Here is a 17881-nt window from a genome sequence, read left to right as displayed (position 1 = left end):
GCAACATCATGGCCCATTCACTGAACACCTCCTCAGTTTCGAGTTCGGCCGGCGCCAATCAGCCGAAGCTGGAAACCGAAGAAATCTGGCGTGCGCGCGTCGATCTCGCCGCCTGTTTCCGCATGGCGGCGCACTACGGAATGGAGGAAGGCATCTGCAATCACTTCTCCGCCGTCGTGCCGGGCTATGACGACCTATTCCTCGTCAATCCGTACGGCTACGCTTTCAGCGAGCTGACCGCATCCATGCTGCTCGTCTGCGATTTTCATGGTCACGTCGTTGCCGGAGAGGGAAAGCCGGAAGCGACCGCCTTTTACATTCACGCCCGCATTCACAAGAACATTCCCAGGGCAAAGGCTGCTTTTCATACGCACATGCCCTATGCCACCGCACTTTCGATGACGGAGGGCGAGCCGCTCATCTTCGCCGGCCAGACCGCCCTGAAATTCTACGGGCGCACGGCGGTCGATGCGAACTATAACGGCCTCGCATTGGACGAGCGCGAAGGCGATCGCATCGCCTCGGCGATCGGCGATGCCGACATCGTCTTCATGAAGCATCATGGCGTCATGGTCTGCGGTCCAACCATAGCGGAAGCCTGGGACGACCTCTATTATCTCGAAAGAGCCTGCGAAGTTCAGACCCTTGCCCTGTCGACCGGGCGAAAGGTCCTGCCTGTCGCTCCGGAGATCGCCGAGGCGGCCTATCTGCAGATGCGTGAAGGCGACCCGGAGTCCGCACGCCTCCATCTCGAATCGATCAAGCGCACGCTGGACCGGACGCAGCCTGAATTCAAAAACTGACGGCCAGTTCTCCAGCGCGTGAGGTTGCAGCCGCGCGTTGCGGAGGGCTCGATCGCCAATCAATTCCCGCGCGAGGACGGTTTGACGACCCGCCGCGAGCGCGCCTTTCCCTTCCAATGATGGCCATTGACCAACGGCCTGCGATGTGCACCTCTCATGGCTTGCACAAGGAAAATCCCATGCTCAAATTTCTGCTCACCCTGTCCTTGGGTGTTTTTTGCGTCGCGCCGCTTCAGGCCGGCGAACTCGCTCCCGCCACCAAGAGCTGCCTGACGGGAGAAAAACAGGGACACTGCGAGCGCTGGGTCAAGGATTACAAGACGGCCATGGAGCAGGCGCAAAAAGGCGATCACGGCGCCCAGGTGACCGTCGCCTTCTGCCTGTCCACAGGGTGCCATGGCGCCGTTCCCATCGACAAGGTCGCCTCCTGCAGCTGGCACCTGGTGATTGCCAATTCCGGTGCTGCGACCGTGCTCGACAGTTCCAATCTCAGGATCACATGCCGGACGATGACGCCGGCGGAGAAAGACCAGGCCCGCGCCTTGTCCGCCGACCTCGTCCGGAAGATCTACAAGCGCCCCATGAACACGACCGACCAGATGTAGTTCTGTTTGGCAAGCTTGGGTGATGAGGTTGCGTGATGGCTTGAGTAATCGGCGCGCGTGTTTCACTTGATTTTTCGCCTCCCGAACGCAAACCCACTGCGCAGTTTTGCTGCAATTGGCTTATGCCCTTAAGCTTATATTCACCGACTGCTGGTCTTGTGTTGCCTGCAATGAAGATCGTCATCGCGATGCGGGGAAATTGCCGCCTTCGATGACGATCCGCAGGGCGCGCGGTGATATCTCCGTCCGCCCCTTCGGGATGAGCCCGCCGAAATTCCAAATCGCCTGGTTTCGAAGACAGAACGCGTGCCTGACCGCACGCATGCATGGCGCGCCTCACCCCCATTCAGCGTCGCCAACCTTCCTCGATGACCTCGCACACCCGAAGAGAATTCATCAGCCGAAGTGAAGGGCTTGAAGATGATCAGAACCGTTTCAGCGAAACTCATCCTTGCGACCGGCACTGCGATCGCAGGCGTCCTGATCGCTTACACCGCCTTCAATGCGGTCAGTGCCAAGAACAATACCGAGCGCGAAGTCATGGCGCTCGCCACCGAAAAGGCGGCCATGGTCAGCCAGCAGGTGGCGACCAACATCACCGAGGCGACCTCGGCCGGTGCGGCGCTCGCCGCAAGCCTCTCCGGTTTCGTCGAGGGCGGATCGAAAAGCCGGGCCGACATCGTTGCGATGATCAAAACAGTGGCGCCGCAATATCCGAGCGTGTTCGGCGCCTGGATGTGCGAGCTGATCGACGGTCCCCACCCGACAACCGGCACCGACGCCTTGAACAAGGAAGGCATTTTCACGCCCTATTGGACCAAGGGCGACGACGGCAAGATGGAATTCTCGACATGGACCATCAAGCCTGAGGACGAATATTACAGCGCGCCCCTGAAGACCGGGCAGCCGATCATCACCTCCCCCTATCTCACCAACATGAAAAAGCTGGTCACCTCGGTTTCCGTGCCGATGCGGGTGAACGGCGCTGTCGTCGGCCTCGCCGGCGTCGACATCAAGCTCGACGATCTCACCGCGGCGCTGACCGAGATGCATCCCTTCGACGGCGGGCGGGTCATGCTGATTGCCAATGACGGCAAGTGGCTTGCCCATCCCGACAAAGACAATCTGATGAAGGACTATGCCGATGCCGGCGCCGGCGACATCAAGCAGGCCCTCGCCGATGGCAAGATGCGGGTGATCTCCGGCTTGCCTGACGGCGCCGTGCGCCTCGTCTATCCCTTCACCGCCCGCGGCATGAACACCACCTGGGCCGCGGTCCTGGACGTGCCGGCCGCCACCTTCTCGGCGCCGGTCTGGCAGCAGATCTACAACACCGTCATCGGCGGCCTTGTCATTCTGGCGGTCATGCTCGGCGTCATCCTGACGGCAAGCCGCACCCTGATCGGCAAGCCGCTGCAGGGCATTCTGAGCGCCGTCCAGAAAATGGCGGGCGGCAATTATCGCGAGCCGATCGATCAGAATGGCAGCGCCGACGAACTCGGCAGCCTGAAGGGGGCGCTCGAAAAATTCCGCCATCAACTCGCCCGCGGCGAGGCGCTCAAGGACGAGCAGGAGGCGCTTCAGGCGCAGGTCGAAACCGACCGCAAACGCCAGGGCGATCTCGAGCAGGCCAAGGCGGAAGATCTGCGCCATTTCGTCGAAGTCGTGCAGAGCCGCTTCGATCTTCTGGCTTCGGGCGATCTCACCGTGCGGATGAACGAGAAGGTGGCGCCGGAGTTCGAAACGATCCGGGCGAACTTCAACACGTCGGTCTCCGCTCTGGAAGATACGATCCGCAACGTCGTCCATGCCGTCTACACCATCCGCTCCGGACTCGGCGAGATTTCGACGGCGTCGAACGATCTGGCGCGGCGCACGGAACAGCAGGCCGCCTCGCTGGAGGAAACGGTCGCCGCCCTGGGTGACGTCACCCGCGGCGTCAACGACACCTCCGACGGCGCAAACAGCGCGCAGCAGACGATGAAGCTTGCCCGGACCGATGCCGAAAAGGGCGGCGAAGTCGTTGCCCGTGCGATCGAGGCGATGACCGAAATCCAGAACTCCTCCGGCAAGATCGGCAATATCATCCGGGTGATCGACGAAATCGCCTTCCAGACGAACCTGCTCGCGCTCAATGCCGGTGTCGAGGCCGCGCGCGCCGGTGAAGCCGGCAAGGGCTTTGCCGTCGTCGCCCAGGAGGTCAGGGAACTGGCGCAGCGTTCCGCCCAAGCCGCGAAAGAAATCAGCGGGCTGATCTCGATGTCGTCGTCGCAGGTCCAGACCGGGGTCAACCTGGTCGAGGAAACCGGTGTCGCGCTCTCCAAGATCGTCGACCGCGTCGTCGGCATGAGCGACACGGTCAATGAAATCGCCACCAGCGCAAAGGCGCAGGCAACCAGCCTGCGGGAGGTCTCGGCCGCCGCCGACCTGATGGACAAGGTCACCCAGCAGAACGCCGCCATGGTCGAAGAGACGACGGCCGCCGCACAAGGGCTTGCCCAGGAAACGGAGAACCTCGCAGCCGTTGTCGGCCGCTTCGGCCTCGGCGGCGCCATGTCGCGCGGCGGACAAGCGGCAGGCGCGATGAAGCTGGCGAGCTGATCCCACCTGCACGCAGCAACGTCTGCGTGAAAATAAATCCCATTGCCCTCCCGGCTTTCGCGGCTATTCTGCCGGCACAGAAAATCGGGAGGACACTGATGATCCTGCACTGCGTATTCCTGCGGCTGAAGACCGCGGTGACCGGAGACGAGAAGCAATCGCTGTTTGCGGCGATCGTCGCCCTGAAGCAGGTCATTCCCGGCATCCTGGATATCAAATACGGGCCGAATGTTTCGCCCGAGGGTCTGCATGGCGGCTTCGTCGACGGTTTTGCCGTGACCTTCGAAAGCCCCGAGGCCCGCGACGCCTATCTCATCCATCCCGAGCACGTGACCGTCGGCGAGCGCATCGTCTCGTCGACCGACGGAGGCCTGGCCGGCATCCTGGTCTTCGACCTCAATATCTAAAGCGGTCCGGTTGCCTCGCCAAGCAAGACATAGCTTCTCGCTCGAAAACCGATCTTGATAAAAGTTGCAGATTGACCGCTTGCGCAGTCTCGGGAGGCAAATTCCTTTGGCAACATCTCCTCGACCGAGGACGAAACCTCATGCCCGACCAGGACATCGAGCTTCTGGGAACGATGGAACGCTGCAATCTCGATTGCCTCCTTTCCGATCAGCACGAACGCAAAATGCCCTTCCTCAGCCACGTAGTTGTTTGCGGCGAGATATTCGTTCACCCTGGCGGCCAATGCATCGGTGGAAGGCAATCGATCCTGGTAGGGCTGGAGCAGGCAAACCGCCTGAGCATCGAAGGACGATATGATCGAAAACTTCGTGGCCTTGCCAAGCGGGATGTTCCGGAGAGCGTCCTCTTCCAAGGAGCCGGCCTTGGCCAGCGGCCCGTAAGCAATCGATGCCACCATCGCCAAAAACGCAATAAACCTGATGAAGCGCATTCTCGTCTCTACCTTCCGCATAGAGACCGAATACAGCCTTGCGTTGCCTCCGGTGTCAACATGGCATCTCCAAACGATGGCGGCTGCAGGCAATCCCAGTAAAGCGACGTCGCACTTTTCTTGGGATTGCGTTGAGGGCCGCGACCGCCCCCCGCTCCTCAGCTCGATTTCGCCATGGCGGCGGCGAGTTGGTCGACATTGTAGCGGAACATCTTCTCATAGGTCGGCGCCGGTCCCTTGGCGTCGGAGAGGGACTCGACATAGAGCTCGCCGCCGGGCTCGGCACCGGTTGCCTTGGCGACCTGTTTGACCAGGCGGGGATCGTTGGAATTCTCGAAGAAATAGGCCTTCACATGCTCGCCCTTGATCTGCTCGATCAGCTTGGCGACGTCGGCGGCCGATGCCTCGCTTTCGGTGGAGAGGCCGAGCGGCGCCAGGAAGGTGACATTATATTCGCGGCCGAAATAGCCGAAGGCATCATGGCTGGTCAGCACCTTGCGGCGATCGGCAGCGACCTTGTCGAATTTCGCATGGGCGTAGGCGTTCAATTCGTCCAGCTTCCTGGTGTAGTTCTCGGCATTGGCCTTGAAGGCAGCGGCATCGGCGGGATCGGCTGAAGACAGCGCCTTTTCGATGTTGGCGACCCAGATCTTGACGTTGACGGGGCTGTTCCAGACATGCGGATCGGTAATCTCCGCGCCGTCCTCTTCCATGGTGCTGACGTCGATGCCTTCGGAGACGGTCACCGGCTTGCCCTTATAGCCCGAGGCGGTGATCAGCCGGTCCATCCAGCCTTCCAGCCCTTCGCCGCTGACGAAGGTCACTTCGGCCGCGTTCAAATTCCTGGCATCGGCCGGCGACGGCTCGAATTCATGGGGGTCGCCGTTCGGCCCGACGAGGCTCTTCACATCGACGTGGTCGCCGCCGACTTGTTTGACGACGTCGGCAAGCACGGTGAAGGAGGCCACGACCTTCAGCGTCTCGGCGGAGGCCGGCACGGCCGACAGCGCCATCAAAGCGGGGATTGCTGCGGAAAGAAGCAGTCTGTGCGGTGTCATCGAAGTCTCCTTGGGATCAGCCCTTCAGATGCGGGCGGGGAAAGAAGCGCCGGGCGATGCCCGAGGGCGCGAAAAGGATGGAGAAGGCGTAAATCAGCGCCGCCGTCATGATGATCGTCGGGCCGGAGGCAAGTTCCAGATGGTAGGATGCGATCAGCCCGAGATAACCGGAGGCGGCGGCACTGCCGGCCGCGATCGCCATCATCACGGCCAGGCTGCGCGACCAGAGCTGGGCGACGGCCGCCGGCAACATCATCAGACCGACCGCCATCAGCGTGCCGAGCGCCTGGAAGCTGGCGACGAGATTCAACACCACCAGCAGCAGGAAGAGGACGTGATAGACCGGCCCGCGCCCGCCGACGGCGCGCAGGAAGCCGGGATCGAAACATTCGGCCACCAGCGGCCGGTAGATTAAGGCGAGGACGACAAGGGTCAGCGAGGTGATGGCGCCGATGAGATAAAGCGCCGAAGCATCGATCGCCAGAATGGTGCCGAAGAGTACGTGCAGCAGATCGATATTCGAGCCGCGCAGCGAGACGATCAGCACGCCGAGCGCCAGCGATGCGAGATAGAAGCTGGCAAAGCTCGCATCCTCCTGCAGCACGGTCATGCGGCTGACGGCGCCCGATAGCAGCGCCACCGACAGGCCGGCGACAAGGCCGCCAAGCCCCATCGCCGTCAGCGACAGCGAGCCGGCGACGAGATAACCGATCGCCGCCCCCGGCAGCACGGCATGGCTCATGGCGTCGCCCATCAGGCTCATGCGCCGGAGCATCAGGAAGACGCCGATCGGCCCGGAGCCGAGCCCGAGGCAGAGGCAGGCGACGAGCGCCCGGCGCATGAAGCCGAAATCGGCAAAGGGCGCGAGGAAGAGATCGTAGACCGTCATGCCGCCGGCACCTGTTCGGGGCCGCAAGCCTCGGCATCCTCGTCCCAGCGCTCGGCCATGGCGCGGGCTTTGAGCAGATTGGCTGACGACATGACGTCGGCGGTCGGGCCCCATCCCACCAGCTCGCGGGCAAGCAGCAGGGTCTCGGGGAAATGCGCCCGCACGAGCTCGAAATCATGCAGCACGGCGATGACGGTGCGGCCCTCGCCGTGCCAGCGGGCGACGATGTCGATGAGGTCCCTGGTGGTGCGGGCATCGATTGCGGTAAACGGCTCGTCGAGCAGGATGATGCCGGCATCCTGCAGCAACAGGCGGGCAAAGAGCACACGCTGGAACTGGCCGGCCGAAAGCGATCCGACATGACGTTTTCCAAAACCTTCAAGGCCGACCGCGGACAGCGCCTCGCCTGCCCTTTTCATCTCGCCGGGCGCGATGCGGCCGAAGGCGCCCGCCGTCTTCCAGGCCCCGAGCATGACGGTGTCGATCACCGAAATCGGGAAGCGCCGGTCGATCTCGGCCGCCTGCGGGAGATAACCGAACTCCGCCCGCCCCAGCCGGTGTTCGACCCGGCCCTCGACCGGTCGAAGCTCCCCCATGATCGCCTTCAACAGCGTCGACTTGCCCGCCCCGTTCGGCCCGGCAATCGCCGTCAGGCTGCCTCTGGCAAAGGCGCCGGAGACATGGTGGATGGCGGGATGGCGGTTATAGGCGACGGTCAGATTGTCGATACGGATCACCGGCATCATGGCAGCAGAACCGCCCAATGGATCGCCAGCCAGAGGACGGCGACGATGAGCGCGATGCCGATCACCCTTGAAAGAGCCGACTGTCCCAGCAGGCTGACGGAGGGGCGGTCGGGGCTGGGGGACATTGGCTGATCCTATAATGTAATAACATTACGGTTATGTTATAACGATTGCGGCGAGATTGAGGCGGAGCTTCTTGGCGAGATTGTTATTGCGGGGATAGGAGGTGCGGCCATTTGACAGCCAAGTGCTTCGGAGCCAGACTTATCGGATGATCAGATCTTGGCACCTCATTGTTGACCATATCCGCAGCGTGCGGGAAAATTCGGCCGACGAGAAGTTTTCCTCTGCCTTGCGGGGCGTCGAGCGGCTTGCCGATTTCATCGCTCATAATTCGCTTCGACACGCACTGTTTGGATGGACATCAATGGCTGATCTGTGCGTCCAACAAACCGGGCACGCCCCGCCCTCGGTCGCCCATCTACGGATTTCAGCGCAAGCATCAGGCCTGATCGAATTCCGCTATATCGATACGCATGTGGAACGCAGGCAATGGACGCGGACGGAACCGCCAGAACGAGCCGTTCACAGGTTCACGACCTTCTTAGACCAACTTCATTGGGTTTCCGGTCCCGTGACAATTTTTCGGAGCCGCAAATTGGCGAGTTCACGGGATAAGCGGAGCGCCCAAGGTCAGGCCTGAGCGTGAAGCGCGGTAAGGAGTGCAATCGACGGAGGCGCAACGCACCCCTATCGGCCAAACATCGCTGTCTTGCTCCAAGAGCCACCCCACCCTCCGTCCTCCTCGGGCTTGACCCGAGGACCGACTCCACCCTCGATCGCACCGGGCGTGGATCCCAGGCTCGGAGGCCTGGGATGACGGAGAGTGGGGGCGCGTTTCTGGCAAACTCACCGTCGGCGTATGCCCCTCATCCGGCTGCCGCCACCACCGGGGTCGAGCCACGGGTCTCGACCCGTCCTTCGGACCCCCGTAAACGGGGCGAAGGGGGCAAGCTGCGACCTCTCCGTCCTTCGCCAACCTCTCGCGAGGCACGTCCCCTCTCCCCGTCAGAACGGGGAGAGGGTTAGGGTGAGGGGCAGCCTCTTGGACTTATGTCTATCGAAAACTCACAGCAATTCCAGCATCGCGGCAGCACCCGAAACCGTTGCCTGGCCGGGGCTTTCCTCGACGTTCAAGGCTTTGACCACGCCGTCTTCCACCAGCATCGAATAGCGCTTGGAGCGCAGGCCGAGGCCGCCGGCGGAGAGGTCGGCTTCGAGGCCGGCGGCCTTGGTGAAGGCGGCATCCCAATCGGCGAGGAAGTGGATCTTGCCCATGCCGCCTGAGGATTGCGCCCAGGCGCCCATGACGTGCCAGTCGTTGACTGATATGACGGCGATATCGTCGACACCCTTGCCGAGGATGGTGTCGCGATTTTCGAGATAACCCGGCAGATGGTTCAGCGAGCAGGTGGGCGTGAAGGCGCCCGGCACCGCGAAGAGCACAACGCGCTTGCCGGAGAAGAGCTGTTCGGTGGTGATTTCGACCGGGCCGTCGGCGGTCTTTTCCTTGAAGGTGGCGGCAGGAAGCTTGTCGCCGATCGCGATGGTCATGGTTTTCTCCTTGATTCCGGCTTGTTGGGAATTCCGGCTTGTTGGGTTTTGGCCTTGGCAGCGGCGGGCGCCGCGGGGGTCGAGGCGACTATAGGTCCCGGTCACTCAAAGGCAAGCGTGGTCTCCATCGCCTTGCCGCCATCGATGACGAGCACACCCCAGCGTTTGCCGGATAAGTCGTAATCCCCAGGCAGCTTGCCGATGGCGACATCGGTCTTGAAGGTGGCGCCGTCGCGTTTGCCGCCGATCTGCTTGGTGAAGGCATAGCCACTGGGGCCGGTGACGATGATATCGGGGGCGCCCTTGCCCTCCTCAGGCAAAACCAGCGTCAGCGACAGCGTCTTGCGATCGGGCGACATCGCATGCGCGGTCACGCCGAATTCGGCCGATGGCGGCTGCGGCAGCGTCGCATCGGCCGCCGCAAGGATCGCCTCCTCCTGTGGGTGGGACTGGATGGCCGGGCCGAGTTTCAGCTGAAAATTCGCCTGGAAGGGAATGCAGATATCCTTGCAGATGCCGATGAAGGCGACGGCGTCGATCTCAACCGGGGCTTTGCCTGCCGCCTTCAGCGACAGCGGCAGCGTCACCGGCGCGTCATAGGCGATATCCTCGACCGCGCCGTTGAAGAAATGTTTCGGGACGGGATAGGCCATCGCATCGAGCGTGACGCCACTGCCAGCCGCGATGGTGAACTGGGGCGGAATGCCGCTGTTTCCGGGCTCTTTCCAATAGGTGATCCAGCCGGGTTTCGGCTCGATCTGCAGCGCGGCGCGGATTTTGCCGGCGGCATCGGGCGCCAGCGCCACCAGGCGCATGCGGCCGCCTTCGTTCTCCGCCCAGCCGCTCATTTCCGCGTGAGCCGAACAATGGACGGCAAGGGCTGCGCCCATCGAGATGACCGCCATGAAAAGTCGGCGTGGTACTGAGGAAATAATCATCATGGAACAACGGTTTACCGAAACGGAGGTTTCGCCGCCAGAAGTCACGACGATTTAAATCTTCATTTTTGGTTGATTGATGTGTGACATTGGCCCATGTTTCTCTTGTCAAGGCCTCAATGCGGTTGGCAGCAGGAGGAACGATGTCCTTATCGACGCTGAAGAACAGACGGGAACGTGGCTTCTTCGATGGCCAGTTCCTCATCGCCATGCCCGGCATCGAGGACCGCAATTTTGCGCGCACGGTGATTTATATCTGCGCTCACTCGGATGCCGGCGCCATGGGCTTCGTCATCAACCGCCCGCAAAGCCTGACCTTCACGGATGTGCTGCTGCATCTCGACATGATCAAGCAGGAAGATCAGATCGTGCTGCCGCAGCGGGCGCGCGATTTCCCGATCCAGACCGGCGGCCCGGTGGAAAGCGGCCGCGGCTTCGTGCTGCATTCGGACGATTATTCCAGCGACTCCTCGATCCCGGTCAGCGACGACATCTGCCTGACGGCGACGCTGGATATCGTGCGCGCCATCTCCAAGGGCGATGGCCCGACGCGCGCGACGATGCTGCTCGGCTATTCCTCTTGGGGCGCCGGCCAGCTCGAAAACGAGGTCGTCAACAATGGCTGGCTCACCTGCCCGGCCAATGAGGAACTGATCTTCGATCGCAGCCTCGACGACAAATACGAGCGGGCACTCGCCGGCATGGGTGTCACCGCCGCCATGCTTTCGGCCGAAGCAGGGCATGCCTGATAAAGCTGGCCTGATAAAGCTGGCCTGACAAAGCTGGAACGAATTTCGCCGGCTGACGTTTCATTTCGGCAAACAAGGGCACGAGGCCCATGCTTGACGAAGGAGACAGCACATATGGGTAGCACCAGCGACAAGATCTCAGGCAAGGCAAACGAAATTGCCGGCAAGACCAAGCAGGCCGTCGGCAAGGCCACGGATAATCGCGAAATGCAGGCCAAGGGCGCCGTTCAGGAAGCCAAAGGCAAGGGCCAGGTCGCAACCGGCAAGGTCAAGGACAAGCTCAAGGGCGCCGTCGACCGGCTCTGAGCCATACGCTCATCCGTCATGAACCATGCCTGCTGCGCTCCTCGCGCGGCAGGCATTTTTAATCCGCCACCCGCATGGCAGGGATATACGATGAAGCTTTTTGCCTGCGACAATTGCGATCAGGTCGTCCACTTCGACAACCGCCAATGCGTGCGCTGCAACCATCGGCTCGGCTTCCGGCCGGGTGATCTCGCCATGCATGCGCTGGAGCCGCGCGACGAAACGCTCTGGCAGCTTGTTTCCAATCCCGACCGCGACGTGCGCTTCTGCGCCAATGCCGGCCTCGACATCTGCAACTGGCTGGTGGATGGCGATAGCGACAGCGAATTCTGCCTCGCCTGCCGCCACAACCGGCTGGTTCCGAACACCGATAGCCAGAACGGCATCGATCGCTGGCGGCGCATCGGCCAGGCGCAGCGTCATCTTTTCTATTCGCTGTTGCGCTGGAGGCTGCCGCATCCCGATCGGGTGCAGGATCCGGAAGGTGGCCTGGTCTTCGATTTCCTCGAGGATGCGATCGAGAGCAACGGCTATGTCGTGCCTGCTATGACCGGCCACGAGGAAGGTCTGATCACCATCCGCGCCGCAGAGGCCGACGACGCGACGCGCGAACAGGCGCGCAGCTCGATGAACGAACCCTATCGCACCCTGCTCGGCCATTTCCGCCACGAGACCGGCCACTTCATCTGGAACAAGCTGGTGCGCGACCGCGACGGCCTTTCGGAATTCCGCGCCGTCTTCGGCGACGAACGGCAGGATTATGCGGCCGCCCTGCAAAACCACTATGCCGGCGGCGCGCCCTTGGGATGGCAGGACAATTTCATTAGCGCCTATGCCGCCTCCCACCCCTGGGAGGATTTCGCCGAATGCTTCGCCCACTACCTCCATATCGTCGACACCCTCGAAACCGCCCGCGCCTTCGGCATCGCCATCGATCCGCGCGGCCACGAGGAAATCGCCGGCGAAGTGGATTTCCTCCCCTACCGGGCAAGCAGCGCCGAACAGCTGGTCAGCGCCTGGGTGCCGCTCAGCCTGGCCATCAACGCCATCCAGCGCAGCATGGGCCAACCCGACTCCTACCCCTTCGTGCTGTCCTCGCCTGTCGTGGCCAAGCTCGAATATCTGCACCGGCTGATCCAGGGGGCGGCGACGGCGGTGTAGCAGGTGGGGTTGCTGGAGGCTGATCAAGGGGCGGCCGCTGCTGCGTTGCGGCACAGGCGTTGCTGCCGTGAGGCAGCGCCATCTCCCACCCTCCTGTGCTCGTCACAGGGATGAGGAGCAAGGGGAAGCAATCCCGCCTATCATCGGCCTTCCAAAACCGAGCGGCTGGCGACTCGACAACCTACGGGTCCACTCCATAACCTTGCGAGTCGCATTACTATTTGCCGTACAACGCTGGAGAACACAAAACCATGGACGATGCCGCTCGAACCATGATCGTGCTGGATGCCAGCAATTCCCGATTCCAATTGCGGGCCGGTGCATTGATCCGATCCCATGGCCACATCCTCATCCATCGCGTCGTCGGCGACACGTTCTGGGTCCTGCCCGGCGGGCGCGGAAACGCTCGCCCGCGAAATAGAAGAGGAGATCGGCTGCCAGGCCACGGTCGGGCCATTGCGCTTCATCATCGAGAATTTTTTCGAGCTTGCGGGACGAAGAGTTCATGAAGTCGGTTTCTACTATGAGGCGGAACTGCTGAGCGCCCTGCCCTTCCATGAGACCGATATCGTCCACCGTATCCGCGACGGCGCCGCCGATCTGGAATTTTGCTGGGCTTTGCCAAGCAGAGCCGTGCTCGATCGGTTCAATCTGCAACCGATGCCGCTGCGTGACCTCATCGAGACGATGCCGGAGGGCGTCCAGCATCTGGTGCGGCGGGATATGGCGGCCCGATGAAGTCACCTTAGACCGCTGCCTGCCCGGTTAAATCCTAAACCCAGAGAGACCGCCGCCTGCCCCTCATCCGCCTGCCGGCACCTTCTCCCCGCTTGCGGGGCGAAGGAGGCATGCCGCGACCTCTCGGTTCCCTGCCAACGTCTCGCGTGGCACGTCCCCTCGCCCCGTTTACGGGGAGAGGGTTAGGGTGAGGGGCAGCCTTCAAGCACAGGCGTAACGCCTATCCGGCTAAAACGAAACCGCCTTGCCCTTCTTGAACGGCTCCATGCCCCTGCGCGCCAGTTCATCCGCGCGTTCGTTTTCCGGGTGGCCCGCGTGGCCTTTGACCCAATGCAGCGTCACCTTATGGCGATCCCGGGCTTGTTCCAGCGCCTGCCATAGCTCGGCATTTTTCACCGGCTTCTTGTCTGCTGTCTTCCAGCCGTTTTTCTTCCAGCCGAAAATCCATCTGGAGATGCCGTCCTTGACGTAGGCACTGTCGGTATAGAGGTCGACCTCGCAGGGGCTCTTCAAGGCCTGCAGCGCCGAGATTGCCGCCAGCAGCTCCATGCGGTTGTTGGTCGTATCGGCCTCGCCACCGCAAAGCTCCTTTTCGACGTCGCCATAGCGCAGCACGGCGCCCCAGCCGCCGGGGCCGGGATTGCCGGAGCAGGCGCCGTCGGTGAAGATATCGACATGTTTCATAGGCTCAATCCATATTCGGCGGCCGAGCCGACCTGGCGGTGGAAGCGCAGCTTGCGGAGATATTCGAGCGGGTCCTTCTTGGTGACCATGGCGCCCTCAGGCGTCGTCAGCCAGTCATAGAGCCGCGTCAGGAAGAAACGCAGCGCCGAACCGCGCGACAGCACCGGCAAAGCGGCAATCTCTTCGCTGCTCAACGGCCGCACGCTCTGGTAACCCTCGAGCATCGCCGTGCCCTTGGTGATGTTGTAGGCGCCGTCCTTTTCGAAGCACCAGGCATTCAGGCAGATCGAGACGTCATAGGCGAGCAGGTCGTTGCAGGCGAAATAGAAATCGATCAGCCCGGAGAGCTGATCGCCGAGGAAGAAGACGTTGTCGGGGAAGAGGTCGGCATGGATGACGCCGGCCGGCAGGTTTTTCGGCCAGGCGGCGGCGAGGAAATCGAGTTCACCGCGGATCTCGTCCTGCAGGCCGGCCTCGACCTCGCCGGCGCGCGCCTCGGATTTCTCCCAGAGTGTTTGCCAGCCGTCGATCGACAGCGCATTCGCCCGCGTCAGTTCGAAACCATCGCCGGCCACATGCATTTCGGCGAGCGCCCTGCCGACTTCGCGGCAATGTTTCGCCTCCGGCTTCCGCAGCCACATGCCTTCGAGGAAGGAAATCAGTGCGGCCGGGCGGCCGGAGAGCGAGCCGAGCAGCGCGCCGTCGCGGCGCGGCAGCGGCAGCGGGCAGGACAGGCCGCGGGCGGCAAGATGCTGCATCAGGCCGAGGAAGAAGGGCAGATCTGTCTTTTCCACCCGCTTCTCGTAAAGCGTCAGGATCAACGGCTCCTTCGAGGTATGCAGCAGGAAATTGGAATTTTCGACGCCTTCGGCGATGCCCTTGTAGGACAGCAGCGTGCCCGCATCATATTCCGTCAGGAACCATTTCAGATCGTCTTCGGCGATATCGGTATAGACTGCCAAGTGAGGTCTCGCCTTCATGCATTGCTGTTATTGGCCGCCGGATCGACCATCCGGCGTCGATAAGGTTTCAGTATGGGGATCAGCCGTTGACGAAGGCCATGTCGGCCGCCGTCAGCTCGATGCTGCGCAATTCGCGGTTGACCAGGAAATTCTCGGTTTCCTGCACGGTTTCGGCCAGCTCGACGCGGGCGTCGAAACGGGCGCGAAAGGCCTCGATGATCTCGTTGACAATGACCTCAGGGGCGGAGGCGCCGGCGGAAAGGCCGAGCGTCGAGATCGCGCCGATCTCGTCCCAGTCGAGTTCGGCGGCGCGCTGCACCAGGATCGATTTTTTCGCCCCTGCCCTCAGCGCCACTTCGACGAGGCGCTTGGAATTGGAGGAATTCGGCGCGCCGACGATGATGAAGAGATCGCAGCCGGGAGCCGCCTGCTTCACCACTTCCTGGCGGTTGGTCGTCGCATAACAGATCGAGTCGGCCGCCGGCGCGGTGAGATTGGGGAAGCGCTCGTGCAGGCGGGTGATGACGCCGGCCGTGTCGTCGACCGACAGCGTCGTCTGGGTGACGTAACCGAGATTGTCGGCGTCGACGGGAATATAGGCGTCGGCATCCTCGATCGTCTCGATCAGCGAAACCGAACCCTCCGGCAGCTGGCCCATCGTGCCGATCACTTCGGGGTGGCCGGCATGGCCGATCAGGACGACATGGCGGCCGAGGCGATTGTGGCGCATCGCCTGCTTGTGGACCTTGGAGACCAGCGGGCAGGTGGCGTCGAGATAGAAGAGATTGCGGCTTGCCGCATCCTCCGGCACGGATTTCGGCACGCCATGGGCGGAGAAGACCACCGGCTGGGCGCGATGCTCGGCCGGGATTTCATCCAGCTCTTCGACGAAGACGGCGCCCTTGGCCTCCAGCCCCTCGACGACATAACGATTGTGGACGATCTCGTGGCGCACATAAACAGGCGCGCCATAGGATTTCAGCGCCAGCACGACGATCTGGATGGCGCGGTCGACGCCGGCGCAGAAGCCGCGCGGCCCGCAGAGCCTGATCGTCAGGGGAGGTTTCGCTGCAATATTCATGTCTGTTCCGGGTTGAGAGATTTAGGGACCTCTAGCCCAATATAGGCGAGAATTGAAGCGATACTATTGCGCAGGCTGCCTGCCGGGTTTGCGAAACCAGGAGATCCCGACCACGGCGACGAGCACGGCGGCCAGCCCGTACCAGGTGAAGGCATATTGCAGATGGTCGTTCGGCAGATCCACCTGAGTAACGCCGCCAATCGGCAGGCCGGCCGGATTGGGAGTGGAATCGGCATCGACGAAAAACGGGATGACGCGCGCCTTGTCCAGCCCGACGCTGTCGGCCATGACGTCGAGATCCTTCCAATAGAAGATGTTCTTGGCGACGTCGTTGTCGGGCACCACCCAGGAGGGTTTGCCGGGCAGTTTCTCGCGGGCGAGACCGGTGACGGTCTGCTGATCCGTCAACTGGCCCTGCATGCGCATCTCCGGCTCCTTGTTCTCATAGGGAACGAAGCCGCGATTGACCAGGAGCGCGCGCCCATCGGCAAGCTCCAGGGGCGTATAGACGTAGAAGCCGGTTTGGCCGCGCCACGTGGCGAAGAAGTGCCGCTCCTTGTTGTTGATATAGCGGCCTGTGGCGGTGACCTTGCGATATTCGATATCGCCGCCGCCAGCCGCCATCGCCTCGATATCGGCGAGCGGCACGGGGGCGGCCACTTGCCGCGCAGCGATATCGGCGAGCAGGCCTTCCTTCCAGCGGAGGCGTTCCACCTGCCAGGTGCCGAGCGAAATCAGGATGGCAAGGGCAATCAGCACCAGGATGCCGGTGAGGACGGGCAGCCGGCGGCGCGGCATCACATGCTCTATCTCAGTCACTCAGGCGTCCTTCGCGGGCATTATGGCGATACTGCATGGCGATCAAGATGCCCTTGAACCAGCGTAGCGTCAGCAGTGACAGGACGATCGTCAGCGGGCCGAAGAGCAGGATGTGCACCCAGATCGGCGGCCCGTAATTCACCTGCAGCCACAGCACCATGCCGATGACGATGAAGCCGACGATGAGGATGACGAAGACGGCCGGCCCGTCGCCGGCATCGGCGAAGGAATAATCGAGGCCGCAGGAGGCGCAATGCGGCTTGACCCCGAGCAGGCCGTCGAACAGCTTGCCCTGACCGCAGCGCGGGCAGCAGCCCTTGATGCCGGTTCTGACCGGATCGACGGGGGGATAATGGGCGCTATCTTCGCTCATACCATTCCTTCTGGCCATTCCTTCTCGGCAGCCCATGCTGCCTTAACTCTCCCATAAAGTATTCGCATCCCGAATGGAAATGCCTGCGCGGTTTCGCCTCAGTGATTCGCGCCAAACAGAAGAAGAAGCTGATGACCAACGACAGCCATGCCGGACAGATCATTATTTTGAACGGTGCGCCCAGAAGCGGCAAATCCAGCATTGCCCGCGCGATCCAGGAGGAATTCGAGGGACCGTGGATCAACCTCGGCGTCGACAGCTACAATGCCATGACGCCGAAGCGCTATCTGCCCGGCATCGGGCTCAGGCCCGGCGGCGAGCGGCCGGAGCTCGAAGAACTGGTGCCGTTTCTCTACGCGGCCCTTTACGAATCGATCGCCATCCATGCCGGATTGGGGCTCAATGTGGTGGCCGATCTCGGCCATCATGACAGCTACTCGCAGCCGCTCGGCATTCTCGGCGACTGTGCCCGGCGCCTGGACGGCTTCTCCGTGCTGTTCGTCGGCGTGCACTGTCCGATCGCGACGATCATGCAGCGGCGGGAATTCAAACAGGAAGGCCGCGAGACGCTGTATGCAAGAGCCACTGAGGCGGTGCCGATCCCCGAACCGGTGCAGCGCTGGCAGGATGAGGTACACCGGCCTGGCATTTATGACATGGAGGTCGATACATCCGTGCTGACCGCCCTCGAATGCGCCGAGGCGATCCGCCAGCGGCTCGATCTCGGCATATCCGAGCCTTCGGCGTTCGAGCGGATCGCGGGCGGGCGGTGAGTTCTGCCCCTCATCCGACCCTTCGGGCCACCTTTGTAACTTCCCTTTACCCGCTATTGGCGTAGTACTGCCTATTGCGGTGG

Annotated in this window: 20 protein-coding genes and 1 pseudogene; 9 read left to right on the top strand and 12 right to left on the bottom strand. The window is 62.2% G+C overall.

Translation table 11 applies throughout. From position 1 onward, the window contains the following. Window positions 1–8: 8 nt before the first annotated feature. The 4 genes from AF337_RS02145 (at window position 9) to AF337_RS02125 (ending at window position 4416) form a co-directional block, all read left to right on the top strand. Entirely contained in the window at window positions 9–803 is a 795-nt protein-coding gene (locus AF337_RS02145) for an aldolase (protein WP_049730851.1), read from the top strand. A 179-nt stretch (window positions 804–982) separates the two neighbouring features. Next, window positions 983–1408 carry a hypothetical protein gene (locus AF337_RS02140; RefSeq protein ID WP_049730850.1) on the top strand — a complete coding sequence of 142 codons (426 nt, stop codon included), beginning with the start codon at window positions 983–985 and terminating at the stop codon, window positions 1406–1408. Between the two features lie 420 nt (window positions 1409–1828). Further along, on the top strand, window positions 1829–4009 hold the full coding sequence (locus tag AF337_RS02130) for a methyl-accepting chemotaxis protein (protein WP_049730865.1): 2181 nt from the start codon (window positions 1829–1831) through the stop codon (window positions 4007–4009). A gap of 98 nt (window positions 4010–4107) precedes the next feature. After that, window positions 4108–4416: a Dabb family protein gene (locus tag AF337_RS02125; protein ID WP_049730848.1), complete on the top strand. Its 309-nt coding sequence runs from the start codon at window positions 4108–4110 to the stop codon at window positions 4414–4416. Here AF337_RS02125 and AF337_RS02120 read toward each other — a convergent pair. The 7 genes from AF337_RS02120 to AF337_RS02095 all read right to left on the bottom strand — a co-directional run bounded on the left by AF337_RS02120 (window position 4413) and on the right by AF337_RS02095 (window position 10155). After that, window positions 4413–4907, bottom strand: coding sequence for a hypothetical protein (locus AF337_RS02120; RefSeq protein WP_049730847.1), 495 nt, complete (start codon window positions 4905–4907; stop codon window positions 4413–4415). The genes AF337_RS02125 and AF337_RS02120 overlap by 4 nt on opposite strands. Window positions 4908–5065: 158 nt before the next feature. Further along, window positions 5066–5965, bottom strand: coding sequence for a metal ABC transporter solute-binding protein, Zn/Mn family (locus AF337_RS02115; RefSeq protein WP_049730846.1), 900 nt, complete (start codon window positions 5963–5965; stop codon window positions 5066–5068). Window positions 5966–5981: 16 nt separating this feature from the next. After that, window positions 5982–6854: a metal ABC transporter permease gene (locus AF337_RS02110; protein ID WP_049730845.1), complete on the bottom strand. Its 873-nt coding sequence runs from the start codon at window positions 6852–6854 to the stop codon at window positions 5982–5984. Beyond that, window positions 6851–7600 carry a metal ABC transporter ATP-binding protein gene (locus AF337_RS02105; protein WP_049730844.1) on the bottom strand — a complete coding sequence of 250 codons (750 nt, stop codon included), beginning with the start codon at window positions 7598–7600 and terminating at the stop codon, window positions 6851–6853. Before AF337_RS02105 ends, AF337_RS02110 begins: the two co-directional genes overlap by 4 nt. After that, window positions 7597–7725 (bottom strand): hypothetical protein, encoded by a 129-nt coding sequence (locus tag AF337_RS46010; protein ID WP_280138810.1) that lies wholly within the window; start codon window positions 7723–7725, stop codon window positions 7597–7599. The genes AF337_RS02105 and AF337_RS46010 overlap by 4 nt, the downstream gene beginning before the upstream one ends. A 1003-nt stretch (window positions 7726–8728) precedes the next feature. After that, window positions 8729–9214, bottom strand: coding sequence for a peroxiredoxin (locus tag AF337_RS02100; protein ID WP_049730843.1), 486 nt, complete (start codon window positions 9212–9214; stop codon window positions 8729–8731). A 101-nt stretch (window positions 9215–9315) separates the two neighbouring features. Then, entirely contained in the window at window positions 9316–10155 is an 840-nt protein-coding gene (locus AF337_RS02095; RefSeq protein WP_049730842.1) for a protein-disulfide reductase DsbD domain-containing protein, read from the bottom strand. Between the two features lie 140 nt (window positions 10156–10295). Here AF337_RS02095 and AF337_RS02090 point away from each other — a divergent pair, with 140 nt between their 5' ends. The 4 genes and pseudogenes from AF337_RS02090 (at window position 10296) to AF337_RS02075 (ending at window position 13106) form a co-directional block, all read left to right on the top strand. After that, the gene (locus AF337_RS02090; protein WP_012556819.1) at window positions 10296–10901 is read left to right on the top strand and encodes a YqgE/AlgH family protein; all 606 of its coding nucleotides are present in this window, start codon (window positions 10296–10298) and stop codon (window positions 10899–10901) included. Between the two features lie 114 nt (window positions 10902–11015). Next, the gene (locus tag AF337_RS02085) at window positions 11016–11207 is read left to right on the top strand and encodes a CsbD family protein (protein ID WP_049730841.1); all 192 of its coding nucleotides are present in this window, start codon (window positions 11016–11018) and stop codon (window positions 11205–11207) included. A gap of 90 nt (window positions 11208–11297) precedes the next feature. Further along, window positions 11298–12368, top strand: a complete 1071-nt coding sequence (locus AF337_RS02080) for a zinc-binding metallopeptidase family protein (protein WP_049730840.1) — start codon at window positions 11298–11300, stop codon at window positions 12366–12368. A gap of 251 nt (window positions 12369–12619) precedes the next feature. After that, a pseudogene (locus AF337_RS02075) lies at window positions 12620–13106 on the top strand (NUDIX hydrolase). Between the two features lie 228 nt (window positions 13107–13334). Here AF337_RS02075 and rnhA read toward each other — a convergent pair. The 5 genes from rnhA to AF337_RS02050 all read right to left on the bottom strand — a co-directional run bounded on the left by rnhA (window position 13335) and on the right by AF337_RS02050 (window position 17025). Further along, complete coding sequence (gene rnhA, locus AF337_RS02070; protein ID WP_049730839.1) at window positions 13335–13790, bottom strand: ribonuclease HI; 456 nt, start codon at window positions 13788–13790, stop codon at window positions 13335–13337. Further along, window positions 13787–14752: a homoserine kinase gene (locus AF337_RS02065; RefSeq protein ID WP_049730838.1), complete on the bottom strand. Its 966-nt coding sequence runs from the start codon at window positions 14750–14752 to the stop codon at window positions 13787–13789. Before AF337_RS02065 ends, rnhA begins: the two co-directional genes overlap by 4 nt. A gap of 79 nt (window positions 14753–14831) precedes the next feature. Beyond that, window positions 14832–15833, bottom strand: a complete 1002-nt coding sequence (gene ispH / locus AF337_RS02060) for a 4-hydroxy-3-methylbut-2-enyl diphosphate reductase (protein WP_049730837.1) — start codon at window positions 15831–15833, stop codon at window positions 14832–14834. A 63-nt stretch (window positions 15834–15896) separates the two neighbouring features. Then, window positions 15897–16652 carry an SURF1 family protein gene (locus AF337_RS02055; protein ID WP_049730836.1) on the bottom strand — a complete coding sequence of 252 codons (756 nt, stop codon included), beginning with the start codon at window positions 16650–16652 and terminating at the stop codon, window positions 15897–15899. Further along, window positions 16645–17025, bottom strand: a complete 381-nt coding sequence (locus AF337_RS02050) for a DUF983 domain-containing protein (RefSeq protein ID WP_049730835.1) — start codon at window positions 17023–17025, stop codon at window positions 16645–16647. Before AF337_RS02050 ends, AF337_RS02055 begins: the two co-directional genes overlap by 8 nt. Before the next feature lie 131 nt (window positions 17026–17156). On the opposite strand from AF337_RS02050, the gene AF337_RS02045 reads away from it, so the two are divergent. Then, a complete protein-coding gene (locus tag AF337_RS02045) occupies window positions 17157–17798 on the top strand; it encodes a chloramphenicol phosphotransferase CPT family protein (protein WP_049730864.1) in 642 nt (213 codons plus the stop codon). Window positions 17799–17881 lie beyond the last annotated feature (83 nt).

It is taken from the genome of Rhizobium ecuadorense (assembly GCF_001187535.1).
GTDB lineage: Bacteria > Pseudomonadota > Alphaproteobacteria > Rhizobiales > Rhizobiaceae > Rhizobium > Rhizobium ecuadorense.
The sequence above is the reverse complement of the archived record's forward strand: the minus strand, read 5'-3'. Positions and strand labels throughout refer to the sequence as shown.

Bases quoted from the DNA above. Each gene is read 5' to 3' on its own strand.
- AF337_RS02120 (WP_049730847.1), bottom strand. From the start codon at position 4,907: ATGCGCTTCATCAGGTTTATTGCGTTTTTGGCGATGGTGGCATCGATT.
- ispH (WP_049730837.1), bottom strand. From the start codon at position 15,833: ATGAATATTGCAGCGAAACCTCCCCTGACGATCAGGCTCTGCGGGCCG.
- AF337_RS02105 (WP_049730844.1), bottom strand. From the start codon at position 7,600: ATGATGCCGGTGATCCGTATCGACAATCTGACCGTCGCCTATAACCGC.
- AF337_RS02110 (WP_049730845.1), bottom strand. From the start codon at position 6,854: ATGACGGTCTACGATCTCTTCCTCGCGCCCTTTGCCGATTTCGGCTTC.
- AF337_RS02100 (WP_049730843.1), bottom strand. From the start codon at position 9,214: ATGACCATCGCGATCGGCGACAAGCTTCCTGCCGCCACCTTCAAGGAA.
- AF337_RS02080 (WP_049730840.1), top strand. From the start codon at position 11,298: ATGAAGCTTTTTGCCTGCGACAATTGCGATCAGGTCGTCCACTTCGAC.
- AF337_RS46010 (WP_280138810.1), bottom strand. From the start codon at position 7,725: ATGTCCCCCAGCCCCGACCGCCCCTCCGTCAGCCTGCTGGGACAGTCG.
- rnhA (WP_049730839.1), bottom strand. From the start codon at position 13,790: ATGAAACATGTCGATATCTTCACCGACGGCGCCTGCTCCGGCAATCCC.
- AF337_RS02145 (WP_049730851.1), top strand. From the start codon at position 9: ATGGCCCATTCACTGAACACCTCCTCAGTTTCGAGTTCGGCCGGCGCC.
- AF337_RS02130 (WP_049730865.1), top strand. From the start codon at position 1,829: ATGATCAGAACCGTTTCAGCGAAACTCATCCTTGCGACCGGCACTGCG.
- AF337_RS02045 (WP_049730864.1), top strand. From the start codon at position 17,157: ATGACCAACGACAGCCATGCCGGACAGATCATTATTTTGAACGGTGCG.
- AF337_RS02085 (WP_049730841.1), top strand. From the start codon at position 11,016: ATGGGTAGCACCAGCGACAAGATCTCAGGCAAGGCAAACGAAATTGCC.
- AF337_RS02140 (WP_049730850.1), top strand. From the start codon at position 983: ATGCTCAAATTTCTGCTCACCCTGTCCTTGGGTGTTTTTTGCGTCGCG.
- AF337_RS02125 (WP_049730848.1), top strand. From the start codon at position 4,108: ATGATCCTGCACTGCGTATTCCTGCGGCTGAAGACCGCGGTGACCGGA.
- AF337_RS02090 (WP_012556819.1), top strand. From the start codon at position 10,296: ATGTCCTTATCGACGCTGAAGAACAGACGGGAACGTGGCTTCTTCGAT.
- AF337_RS02050 (WP_049730835.1), bottom strand. From the start codon at position 17,025: ATGAGCGAAGATAGCGCCCATTATCCCCCCGTCGATCCGGTCAGAACC.
- AF337_RS02115 (WP_049730846.1), bottom strand. From the start codon at position 5,965: ATGACACCGCACAGACTGCTTCTTTCCGCAGCAATCCCCGCTTTGATG.
- AF337_RS02095 (WP_049730842.1), bottom strand. From the start codon at position 10,155: ATGATGATTATTTCCTCAGTACCACGCCGACTTTTCATGGCGGTCATC.